General features: G+C 63.0%; 6 protein-coding genes. All 6 read right to left on the reverse strand.

From position 1 onward, the window contains the following. Positions 1 to 10 precede the first annotated feature (10 nt). Positions 11 to 1513 (reverse strand): M16 family metallopeptidase, encoded by a 1503-nt coding sequence (locus tag WCL58_RS19360; RefSeq protein ID WP_142109119.1) that lies wholly within the window; start codon positions 1511 to 1513, stop codon positions 11 to 13. A 260-nt stretch (positions 1514 to 1773) separates the two neighbouring features. Then, complete coding sequence (locus WCL58_RS19365) at positions 1774 to 3060, reverse strand: dicarboxylate/amino acid:cation symporter (protein WP_038874048.1); 1287 nt, start codon at positions 3058 to 3060, stop codon at positions 1774 to 1776. A gap of 274 nt (positions 3061 to 3334) precedes the next feature. Further along, on the reverse strand, positions 3335 to 5341 hold the full coding sequence (gene hmsP / locus WCL58_RS19370; RefSeq protein WP_038874045.1) for a biofilm formation regulator HmsP: 2007 nt from the start codon (positions 5339 to 5341) through the stop codon (positions 3335 to 3337). 228 nt (positions 5342 to 5569) lie between these two features. Then, on the reverse strand, positions 5570 to 9043 hold the full coding sequence (gene bcsC / locus WCL58_RS19375; RefSeq protein ID WP_336851489.1) for a cellulose synthase complex outer membrane protein BcsC: 3474 nt from the start codon (positions 9041 to 9043) through the stop codon (positions 5570 to 5572). Next, positions 9025 to 10137, reverse strand: coding sequence for a cellulose synthase complex periplasmic endoglucanase BcsZ (gene bcsZ / locus WCL58_RS19380; protein ID WP_100396624.1), 1113 nt, complete (start codon positions 10135 to 10137; stop codon positions 9025 to 9027). The genes bcsC and bcsZ overlap by 19 nt, the downstream gene beginning before the upstream one ends. Positions 10138 to 10142: 5 nt before the next feature. After that, complete coding sequence (gene bcsB, locus WCL58_RS19385; protein WP_336851490.1) at positions 10143 to 12404, reverse strand: cellulose biosynthesis cyclic di-GMP-binding regulatory protein BcsB; 2262 nt, start codon at positions 12402 to 12404, stop codon at positions 10143 to 10145. Positions 12405 to 12447: the final 43 nt, after the last annotated feature.

The following is a 12447-nucleotide window of genomic DNA, read 5'->3' on the forward strand; positions in this document are numbered from 1 at the left end:
CCTGCTGCGATTACTGCGCGCCGGCGTCCGTCGCTGGCGCAGCCACCGCGGTGTCTGCCGGTTTGGCTTCTTCCGTCACCACCGCCGGCGCCGGCATCATGATGCCGTTATAGGTTTCCTGCAGCTGCTTCATGCTCATTTCCGGCTCGCCCTTCGGCTGCATCAGCACCAGCGTCGCCTCCTGAGAAAGCTGCAGCTTCAGCGCCTGATTCAGCGTCTCCAGCGTCAGGCTGGACAGGAACTCCTGACGCAGCTTCTGATACAGCTCCGGCGCGATATCCACCACCCCGCTCTGCTGCGAACGCAGGCGCTGGCTCATCAGCACGTCGGTATCGGTACGGGCGTAGGTCGCGAACAGCTTGCTCAGCTGATCGTTTTTCTGCGCCAGCAATGCATCGAATTCCTCTTTGGACAGGCCGTTGTCACGTACGTTGGCCAGCTCACGGGCGATAAAGCCCAGGCTGCCGTTCAGGTTGTTGTTCGGCGTATCCAGATGGATGGCGCACTGCCCGCGCTGGTACTGCACGCGGCAGTCAAAGCCCAGATGCAGGTTCTTCTGGTCGCTTTTTTCCAGCGTCTGCTGGAGATGCCAGAACAGCGCCTCGCGAGCAAGATCGCCACGCCAGTAGCGGAGCAGGCTCTGCGAATCGCGAATCGGATGCCACGGCGAATCCCACATGATAGACAGCGTATCCTGCTTCACCTGCTCGCTGATCAGGCTTACCGGCTGCTGCGGCAGCGGCGTCAGCGTCGGCATCGGGGCCGGGGTTTCACGTTTGCCCTGCAGCGGCGAGAACGCCTTGTTGATCTGTTCGCCCAGGCTGCGGCTGTCCACCTTGCCGACCACGAACAGCGTCATGGCGTCCGGGGTATACCACTGTTGATAGAATTTCTTCAGCTGCTCGAGATTGACCGGGCGTTTCGCCGGCTGCGCCGGATCGTGCGCCAGCAGCGTCGAGCCTTTCAGGCGATAACGCCACCAGGCGTCTTTGGTATTGGGCGGGAAAGTGCCGACCGGATTGATGCTGGAATTCATCACCGCGTGCACCGTATGCTCGTCGATCGCCAGTTTGCCGGTGGTGTCCGCCAGCCAGGCCAGCGCTTCTTTCAGCAGGTCGGGCCGGTTGTTCGGCAGGCTGAGGTTATACATGGTGAAATCATACGAGATGATCGCCGGCGGCAGCGGCCGCTCGTTATCCACGCTCTGTTGCCACAGGGCGCGCAGCTGCGGCGCGGTAAAGCTTTCGCTGCGCGCCAACGCCAGCCGCGGCAGCAGATGGGCGAAGCCGGTCTGCTGCGAAGACTCCACCAGGGAGCCGGTATTGACGATCAGCCGCAGTTCCACGCGGTCGCTTGGCCGCTGCGGCGTATCGAGAATCTGCCATGAAAACCCGTTGGCCAGCGACCCCTGCTGCCAGGCAGGATCGGGTTGTAGTGCTTCAGCCTGCACGCTGCTACTGGCGGCAGCCAATAGCAGCCCACCAACTATAAGATGAATTCTGGTGCCCTGCATGTGAACCCCTACTTAATGACTATCCAATTTCTTATGCAAATGCGTGTATTCCATTCAATGGAATCATAAAAATACGCCCTGAGTTTCACAGTGGGGCGGAAAGCAGAAAGTGTACCATCGTGTTAGACCGCGCGCCTTTGCGGATGTCACTCATTAGAGTGAAAAATAATAGATAGCGGGGTTTTTAATGCAAGAAATCGTTACGAGGCAGGGGTTTTCCCTCACCGGCCGCGGCTGCGGCCGGTGATTCGCCGCCAATATCAGGCGGAAGGCTGCGTTTTGTCCGCGCCGGCGTTTTTGTTGTTCAGCGTGTCTTTCAGCTGTTTCTCATCCAGTTGGTCGCACCACTTCGCCACCACCACGGTCGCCACCCCGTTGCCCACCAGGTTGGTCAGCGCGCGGGCTTCCGACATGAAGCGATCGATGCCGAGGATCAGCGCCAGGCCGGCCAACGGCAGATGGCCGACGGCGGAGATGGTGGCGGCCAGCACGATAAAGCCGCTGCCGGTCACGCCCGCCGCCCCTTTGGAGGAAAGCAGCAGCACCACCAGCAGAGTAACCTGATGCATGATGTCCATGTGGGTATTGGTCGCCTGCGCGATAAACACCGCGGCCATGGTCAGGTAGATAGACGTGCCGTCCAGGTTAAAGGAGTACCCGGTCGGGATCACCAGGCCCACCACCGATTTCTTGCAGCCCAGCTTCTCCATTTTATCCAGCATGCGCGGCAGCGCGGACTCGGACGACGAGGTCCCCAGCACGATCAACAGTTCTTCTTTGATGTAGTTGACGAATTTGAAGATGCTGAAGCCGTTGGCGCGGGCGATGCTGCCCAACACCACCACCACGAACAGGATACAGGTAATGTAGAAGCACACGATCAGCTGGCCGAGTTGCACCAGGGTGCCGACGCCGTATTTACCGATGGTAAACGCCATGGCGCCGAAGGCCCCCAGCGGCGCCAGGCGCATGATCATGTTGATGATGCCGAAAATCACCCGCGAGAAGCTGTCGATCACGTTGAAGATCAGCTGCCCTTTCTCCCCCAGACGATGCAGGGCGAAGCCGAACAGCACCGCGAACAGCAGCACCTGCAGAATGTTGCCGCTGGCGAACGCGCCGATCACGCTGCCGGGAATGATATCCAGCAGGAACGGAATGATGCCCTGCTGCTGCGCCTGCTCGGCGTAGACCGCTACCGCTTTGGCGTCCAGCGTGCCGGGATCGACGTTCATGCCGGCGCCCGGTTGCACCAGGTTGACGATCACCAGGCCGATAATCAGCGCGATGGTGCTGACGATTTCAAAATACAGCAGCGCGATGGCGCCGGTGCGGCCCACCGCCTTCATACTTTCCATGCCGGCGATGCCGGTCACCACGGTGCAGAAGATCACCGGGGCGATAATCATCTTGATCAGTTTGACGAAGCCATCGCCCAGAGGTTTCATCTCGGCGCCGAGGTCAGGGTAGAAATGGCCAAGCAGGATACCCAGCGTGATCGCCGTCAGCACCTGAAAATAGAGGCTCTTAAAGATTGTTGTTTTCATATGAACGTCCTATGGAGGGGAAGACACGCACCAGGCAGCAGTCTAAAAATCCAGCCTGTTCATCGCTTGCGCGGAAAATAACACCCACTTAACAACATGGAAATAATTTGTTGCACCCGCCCCACGGGGTTGATGTGAATTTAAGAGCTGAAACGCGTCAGTCTGGGTGCAAAGCTGAAAATTGCGTAAGCCTTTGTTTGCACTAACGCAAAAGAGGTAGGTAGAGAATGGCGATTTTCGGACGGGGAAAAGTACCGGAAAGGTAACGCGACGCTCACGGCGCCGCGCGGCAAAACTCGGCTTCGAACGCTTCGCGCGGCAGCGGCCGGGCAAACAGGAATCCTTGCCCGCTGCGAATGCCGTGCTTCAGCAGCCAGTCGCGCTGCTCGGCGTTTTCCACGCCTTCGGCCATCACCGGCAACGCCAGCACTTCAGAGATCGAGCTGACGATGCGCACCATCGCATCGTCGGCCGGCAGCCCCTGAATGAAACTGCGGTCGATTTTAATCAGGTCAATCGGCAGGGATTTCAAGCGGTTCAGGTACTCCAGGCTGGAGTAGCCCATCCCGAAGTCGTCCAGCGCGATCGACAATCCCAGATCGTGCAGCTCACGCAGCAGCGCCAGCGCACGGTCGAGATCGTCGATGCGTACCGTCTCGGTGATCTCCAGCAGCAGCTTGCGCGGATCGATCCGATACTGCGCCAGCAGGTTTTTCAGATGCGGAACGAACGCCTCATCCTGCATCTGAATACCGGAAACGTTGACCGCCAGCGGCAGCTCAATGCCGCGTTGCTGCCAGTCCGCCAGGATACGGCAGGACTCTTCCAGCACCCAGTTGCCGAGGGGCACGATCACGCCCAGTTCTTCCGCGAGCGGGATAACGTCGGCCGGCAGGGTATAGCTGCCGTCATACTGCTGCCAACGCAGCAACGCTTCGGCGCCGATCACCTCGTTGGACTGCATGTCGATCTGCGGCTGCAGGAACAGCGTAAAATGCCGCTGTTCGATGCCGTGCAAGATCTCGCTCTCCTGCGTCAGCCGCTTCTGCGTGCGTTCCGTCAGGCTGGGTTCGAAGAACAGGATCTGATTTTTTCCTTCGCGGTGCGCGGACATCATCGCCGAGGTGGCGCTGCGCAGCAGCTGTTCCGCACTTTCCCCCTGATTGAGGTAGTGCGCGATGCCGATGCTGGCGTTGGGCCGCAGCGCCAGCCCCTCCAGCGTCAACGGCGCGTTGATCTCCGCCATGATGCGCCGCGCCAGCTGCATGGCGTGGAACGGCCGCTCGGTGCCCTTGGCCAGGATGGCGAATTCGGTATTGCTCAGCTGCGCCAGCACGCCGTTTTCGTCGATGCAGCCGCGCAGCTTCTTCGCCAGCGCCAACAGCAACGCTTCACGCATCGCCGGGCTCATCACGCCCGAGGCCTCATGCAGCGTCTCGATGCCGATCACCAGCAGGTTAAAACGCTCGGGGCGCAGGCTGGAAGCGATATGCTGTTCCAGCAACGCGTTCAGCAACGCCGGATTCGGCAGTTCGGTCACCGGATGGCGGGTGCTGAGGCGGCTCATGTCGGCATGCGCCTTGGCCAGCGTCTGTTGATTGCGGTTGTAGTTGCGCACCAACAGGCCGAGCTCGTCGTCCTGGTGCAGCGCCGGCAGCATCAGCTGGTGATAGGGCGCTTCGTCCTGCGAGATGTTTTCCAGCTCCTTGGCCATCGCGCGCAGCGGATGCACCATCAGCCGGTTCATGCACCAGGTGATGGCCACCGACAGGATCAGCGCCAGCAGCAGGTAGGTCGACAACATGGTCGACAAAATACTGAGGATAAACTGGTACATGCGGAACGAGTCGGCCTGCAGCACCAGATAGGCCAGCGGCTGCTGGTTGGCCGGCACCCGCTCCAGCGAATAGAGCGGTACGGAAATTTGGATCGGCAGTTCAAACAGCCGGGCGATCAGCGTCGGCACCGGCCTCTCAGGCGGGAAATTGGCGTGCAGCGCCTGAAACTCGTTCGGCAAGACGATATCCGCCCGGCTCAAAATGCCGACCGGCAGCAGCGTATTCAGCACCTTTTTGGCTTCCGGCACGTCCATGCGCAGCACCGCTTCCGCCAACGGCTGGCGCACGGAATGAGCGATATTCTCCAGTTGCTGGGCGTAGTCATCCCTGCGCTGCTGCACAAAGTGGAATAACTGGATCACGATAAAGATACAGATCGTGACCAGCGCCACGCCGGACACCGTCGCCATCTGCTTAATCGTTAACGAACGCCTGACCCGCAAACCTGCTCTCCGTGAAATCGGGCTGAAACAAAAAGGGGGCTGACTCTCACCCGCCCCCTCGAACCGGGCTGAGTATACTCGATCATCGGCTGTTTTAATCTGGCTATGCCGCAGGCAAAGCCAAGAAAATCGCGGGTTTCAGTCTTTTCCTAAAGCGAACAAACGCGACCCGGACACAGGGTAACAAAACTCCCCGGTGTCCGACACTCCGAATCTTTCCCCTCCCGGTTACTTGAAGTCGGCGTAAGGCGTCAGCGGTTGCGGCGGCAAATCGAGATCGCCCTGCCAGCCGGCCAGGGAATAACGCAGGTAAATCAACGCGTGGCTCGGCGTATAGTCCTTCGCCTGCTGAATGTCGATGCCGGCGCCGAGCGTCCAGTGCGAGCTGAGGCGGCGTTCGACGATCGCCCGCAGCGTATAACCGACGCCGCTCGAGGCGCTGCCGTCCTCGACGGCGAACTTATCGGGCAGTGAATCCGGGATCAGCCCCTGCAGCGGATAGCGGCGCTGGCTGTCGGTTTTCGAATGGGACAGCGAAACCGAACCGCCCAGCTCCCACGACCAGTTCTCGGTGCGCTGGCGATAGTTGACCGGCAGCGACAGCGACAGATATTGCTGCGGGCTGTAATAGCCGCCCTGCCCCAGCGAGTAGCCGCTCAAATCCTTCTGGTAGTGCCACAGCATGGTATTGAGCCCGACGCTCAGACGGCGATTGTCTTCGTTGATCAGCTTGTAGTAGTAGCCGGCCATCAACCGCTGCCGCTGGTTGTCCGCCACGTTCTTGCCGGTAATCTGGTGCGCGCTGAGATCGGCCCACACGCCGTTCGCCTCGCCGCGATCGTAGCTCGCGCTCAGGCTGACGCCGGTGGCGCGCACGCCGCCCCAGGTGGTGCCGGTGTTCGGATCTTTGGCACCGCCGAACGCCAGCAGCGAGCTGGAGATCGGCCGCCGCGAGGCCGCCAGCGTCCAACCGATGTGGTTCCAGTCGCCGCTGTAGGCCAGGCCGCCGGTCCAGTCGACCACCTCAAAGCCCATCGGCGTCGTGCCGATGTCGGCGGCCCAGCGGTCGTTTTTCCAGCCGGCCGCCACGCTGGTGCCGGTGGTTTTCTGGTGTTCATCGCCACGGCACCCTTGCGTATTGCAGGTGCCGAAGGTCTCGTAGTATTTGCCGCTGCCGTCGGTCGAGAAGCGGCCGGCGTCCAGCTGCACGGTGTCGGTGCGCAAGAAGGCGCGCCCGTCATAGAGCGGCATGTCCACCTGCAGCATGGTGTCGTGCGCGTTGAAGTCGGAAATGCCGCCGGTGCCGCTCGAGCGCCAGTAATCGTGATCGAGCGTGACGTTCACGTCTTGCTGCCGATACAGATCCGCGGCGTCGGAGCGGATGCCGCGTTTCAGCCAGTCGTCGCTCGGGTTATTGCGCGTCAAATAGGTGTAGCTGTCATTGTCCTGCGGCAGCGTCGGTGTGATGCCGCCAGCCACCATCGCCTGGCGGTAGTCCTGCTGCGCCCGCTCCGGCTGCCGCTGCGCCTGTTCCAGACGGGCGGCGTCGCGGTAGATCAGCGCCTTGGTCTGCCCCACGGGCTCCGAGGCCGCCGCCGTTTTCAGCCGGCTGAAGAGCGCGTCAGCCTGCTGCGGATCGCCGACCGCCCCCCAGGCGTTGGCCACCCGCCGTTGGCTATTGAGCGAAGCGTCTTGCGGCTGCGGTTCGGTTTTCAGCCGCTGGCGCGCCGCGTCCAAATCCCCTTGCGCGACATAGGCTTCGATCTCGCCCAGTTGCGCATCCGGGTTGTTCGGTTCGCGCCGTTTCACCCGCTGATAATCCTCCAGCGCCGCCGCATACTCCCCGCGCGCCAGCGCCCAGTCGGCCAGCAGTAAATCGATGCGGGTGTCCGCCGGCTGCCGGCGCAGATAGGCTTCCGCCGCCGGTTCGTCGCCGGCCGCCCGCAGCCGTTCGGCCTGCGCGATCACCGCCTGCATTTTCAGCCGCTGCGCCAGTTCGCGCATGTTGTCGTTCCACTGCGCCGCAGGCAGCGTATTGAGCTGCGCCAGCGCCTGGTCGTCGCGATCGTTGCCGGAAAGGTAGAGCGCATAGGCATAGGCCAACTGCGGATTGGCGCGCTGACGCTGCGCCAGCTGCCGGAACAGAGCGTCCGCCTGCTGCGGCTGCCCGGCCTGACGCAGCGCCTGCGCGTAACGATAGGTCAGCCAGACATCGTCGGGATCCATCGGCTGAGCGCGGCGATAGATTTCCGCCGCCTGCTGCCACTGCTGCTGCGCCGCCAGCGCCTCCGCCTGCTGTTTCAACATATCGAGCCGCAGCCCGTCGAGGGTGCTACGCAGCTTGGCCTGTTGGCTGCGCGGCAGGCCGTTGAGGTAGGCCAGCGCTTTTTCCGGCGACTGCCGTTGATAGAGATTCACCAGGCCGCGCAGCGCGCTGCCGTTGCCGGGGTCGCGCCGCAGCGCCTGCTGATAAAATCCTTCCGCCGCGGCGTCATCCTTGCCCGCCACCGCCACATCGCCCAGGCCGATAAACGCATCGCCGTCGCTGTCGTCGAGCTGGCGCGCCTGCTGGTATTTCTGCCTGGCCAGCGCGAGATTGCCGGCCTTCAGCGCCTTGTCGCCTTCGTCGATCGCCAGCCAGTAGCCGGTGCTCTTGATCAGGCTTTGCCACTTGCCGCTGTCGTAGCCGTTCTTGTCGGCGGCCAGCGCCTGGCGGAACAGTTTCAGCGCCTGCGGGCGGTTGCCGGCGCGCGAATAGGCCTGGCCGAGCGCGCCCAGCACCTCGGCGTCGTTCGGCGTCGCCGCCAACGCCTTTTGCAACTCCGGAATGGCCGCCCGGCTGCCGCCTTTATCCACCTGTGCCAAGCCGCGTACCCGTGCCTGATACGCCGGATCGGCCAACAGTTTCTGCTGTCTGGCCAGCTCTTCGCGGGCGCTGGTCGCCTGATCGCCGGTGTCGAACACGCCGAGGAAGCGGTTGAGCGCCGCCACGCTTTGCGCGCTGACCGGCATCGCTTTGACCTTGTCCAGCCACAGATCGGCGGCATCGCCGCGCCCGGCCGGATCGGCGGCGATCTTCTGCAGCAGCTCATAGGCCTGCGCGTCCTGGTTCTGACTGAACAGCATGCGCGCCAGCGACATACGCAGCGCCACGTTGCCGGAATATTGCTGATCCAGCGCCTGCAGTTGCTTCAACGCCTTCGCCTCCTGCCCCGGCAAACGCGCCACCAGCCGCCAATACTCTACCGCCAGATCGAGCGTCGGCGGCTCGCCGTGGAACAGCGCATCGTACTGCGCCTTGGCCTCCGGCAACCGGCCGGCGGTCGCCATCAGGCGGGCCTGCTGCAGCTTTTGCCGGGTTTCCGGCTGCGTCAGCAGCATGTTCATTTGCGCCTGGCGATAGGCGCTGGACTGCGGCGCGAGGGTTTTCAGCTTATCCAACTGCTGCTGTGCCAGCGCCATGTTGCCCTGCCGCAGCGCCAAACGCATGCGCGCGGCGATCACGTCCGGGTTGTTCGGATCCATCAGCTCGAGCCGGTACAGCGACTGGCGCACCAGATCGTCCTTGTTGCCGGCCTCGCCAATACGCACCTGTTCCAGCAGCCACTGCTCCGGGGCCACGGCCTCCGCGGCACGTGCCTGTGGCAACATCGCCAGACTCAGCGGAATCAAATTCAGCCAGTTTATTTTGAAGTTGTGCATTGGCCGTCCCACGAGGGTTGCAATTCACCCTGACGATTAAAGCGATAACGTTGTTGATCCCACCCCTGACCGAACAGCGTCAGCGAGGCGCTGAAATAGGCGTCGTCACCCGGCGGATGTTCGCTGATGCGTTGCCGCTGTGTCGTCAGCGCCTCGGCCTGCGTCGCCAACATCGGCAGCATCGAGGCAGAAAAGCCGACCGGGCCGGTGCCGGTGGTTTTGCCGCTGGCGGTATCGGTTTTTTCCGGCGGCACGCCCTGTTTGGCGGTGAGCTGCGCCATCGGCTGGAAGCGTTCGAGCAGCGCCGCCTTATGCTCATCGTCGTCCGCCAGCATGCCGGCCCACAGATAAACCCGAATGGCGTCGTAGCTGCCGACGTTCGGCTTGACGGTATCCGGCTGCCAGCCGGCACCGACCCGCCACACCACCCAGTCCGGCGAGAAGCCGTGCGGCGCGGTGTCCAGCCACAGCCGCTGATTGACCTGGCGCATCGCGCGCCACGGGCCGTTCAGCGCCGCAAAACGCGCCAGCAGCTGCGGCGGCAGGTAGCTGGGGTTCAGCCGCCAGCGATCTTCCGCCACGAACCCGACTTTGCCCGGCAACAGCATCAGGCCCAGGCCGGGAATGTCGGCCACTTCCTCACGGCCGATGCGTTGCAGCAGCAGCGTCCCCAGGGTTTGATAACGCCGGCTTTTCCACAGGCGGCCGGCTTCGAGCAGGTTATAAGCGATCCACAGATCGGCATCCGACGCTGAGTTGGCGTCCAGCACCTTCCACTGCTTGTCGTCGCTCTCGCCCCACAGCCAGGCGGGCAAACGGGCGCTGAGATCGCCCGCCGCCAGGTTGTTCTCCGTCCAGGCCAGCAGCCGATCGAAAGTCGGCCGGTCGTTGGCCACCAGGGCGAAGAACAGGCCGTAACTCTGTCCCTCTGAGGTGGTGATTTTGTTCGAGCTGCTCGGATCGATCACCCGCCCCTGCGGGCTGATGTAGTACTGCTTGTACTGTTGCCAGCCCGGCCACTCGCAGGCCGCCGCCGCGCTGAACGCGCACAGCAGCAGCATGCCGAGCGACAGGCGTTGCAGCATCGCGCTCACCGCCGTCAATCCCGATCTTCAGGCGCCAGACGACGCCGGCTGAAGGCCTTCAGGCCGCGCCACAGCATCAGCCCCAGGATCACCACCAGCACTACCGCGATCACCGCCAGCAGCACCGGATGGGTGGACAGGGCATACCACAGCCGCTCCCACCACGGCAGGTGGCCGACATAGTAAATATCGCCGACGCGCAGGCTATTGACCCCCGATTCGCGGATCACCGCCACCGAGCCGAACACCGCGGCGCGCTTGCCGCTGTCCAGCAGGGCATCGTTCAGCAGCTCATAGCCGCGCGGGCTGTCCGCCAGCAGCGCCACGATGCTGCGCTGGTCGTTGAACGGCGACTGCACGCCGATGATCGCCGACATCGCCCCCTCGGAGCTGACGCTGGTCTTGCTGTCCGGTTTGGTATCTTCCGCCAGCACTTCCGCGCTGGGCAGCGGCGGCTGCCGCGTCGGCTGTTTCACCCAGCTTTGGGTCGCGTCCACCAGCAGGCTGATTTTCTTGTCGTCGCGCAGCTCCGGCGGGATGGTGCCGACCATCAGGATATCGTCGTCGCGATCCTTGGCCTGCGACCAGTCGTCGCTGAGCGTGAAGGCCAGCGCAGGGTAGCCGGTTTGCGCGCCGATCACCCCCAGCGCGTTCAGCAGCGCGCTGACCTGCGCCGGCTGCGGTTTCTGGTTCACCAACACCAGCGTTTGCGACAGATCCGCCAGACGGCTGAACGGGAAGCCGGCGTTGGCGAAGGCGCGCAGGTCCGGCATCGCCATAAAGTGGCGGTAGCCGGAGAAATCGATGGTGGACGCACCGTCGATCACCGCGTGATTTTGCGTGAAGGAGTAGGTTTCGCAGCGCCCTTCCGCGCCGCTGGCCAGCAGCGTGGTGTAATCGAAGTCAAAGCGCAGCTGGTTGGTGGCCCCGAGCCGCAGCGCCGGAATGCTGACGTTTTTGTCGGAATCGAGCAGCCCCTGCGTCAGCGGCAGGCGCAGCAGCTGTGCGCCCTGTTCGTGTTCCGGCACCAGCGAGTAAGCCTGCACGAACTGGTTGTTCAGACTGACGCTCAGCCGCGAACCGTCCTGAATGCGCGGCGCGGTATAACGGTATTTCAGGTGCATGTCGATGCCGGTGCTGCGGATCAGGAACAGATCCGGCGGCAGGTTCATGGTCAGCGAGATCGGGCCGGGTTCGATGCCGCTGGTTTGCAGCTGCTCGGCGTATTGCTGCAGCTCGGCGAAGGTCATCGGCCGATCGGTGCGCACCCAGTTCGGCGCGTCGTAAGGCTGGCGCGGCGCGAGCTGTTCCACCTTGTCCACCGTCACGTTCTGGCCGCGGAACAGGATGTTGCCCTGCGCGATGCCCTTCACCGCGGTGATCAAATCGTTGTCGTCACGCCCCTGAATCAGCAGCAGTTTAACGTACGGGTTATCGGGGTGGCTGATCATCTCCACCGTCGGGCCGTTGACCGCCGGATAATCGCGCAGGAAATCCGGGCGCTGCTGGTTGGTGGCGAACACCACCGCGTGCTGCGTCGGCAGCGCGTTGTACAGCGTCGGGAAGGATTGCCCGCGCCACTGCGCCTTGCTGCCGAACCAGGAAGCCAGAATGCCCGCCGCGCGCTGCTGGGCGAGATCCGGCTGGCCGGCGAACACCATCGGCAGCGTCAGCGGCCGATTATCGCGGCTGTCGAAGAACGGCTCAGGGAAGTGCGACAGCTCGTTTTTCACCGGCAGCGTCTGGAAACGCAGCTTCAACGCGCTCGATTTACTGACGTCAAGCCACAGCGAGGTGCTGGCCGGGTTTTCGCAGATGTTCTGATAATGGCCGACGAACACCAGCCGGACGCGGTTAAAATCGGTGATATAGCGCGGATCGATCGCCATCTGGATGCGATTGGGCTTGCCCAGTTGCTCCTTGGCGATCGTGGTCACCCCCATCAGCTCGTCGTTCAGGTAGACCTTGACGTGCGACTCCACCGGGATCAGCGCCGGCGACGGCGTAAACTCCATATCGAGCATCGCCTGCGAGACCACCTCATCGCTGCGCACGCCGAATTCGATCTGCCCGTCCGGCCGGGTGCCGCGCAGAACAAAGGTGCCCGGCGGCGGCGCTATCTGCGCAAACGGCAGCGACACGTCGCGCACCGGCGCATTCGGATCCTGCGGCGCGGCGGCCGGCGGTGGCGCGGTCGGCGCGGTGGCGGTTTCGGCCTGCGACAGGGTGCTGATGCCTAAGGCCAGAGCAGTTAACCAGGTTATTTTTCTCGTCATCGTATCATCATCAATGTTGGAGCCTGTTCACCGGGCGAGTGAG

This window comes from Serratia sp. TMDUHS_CL (assembly GCF_037137105.1).
Classification (GTDB): Bacteria; Pseudomonadota; Gammaproteobacteria; order Enterobacterales; family Enterobacteriaceae; genus Serratia; species Serratia nevei.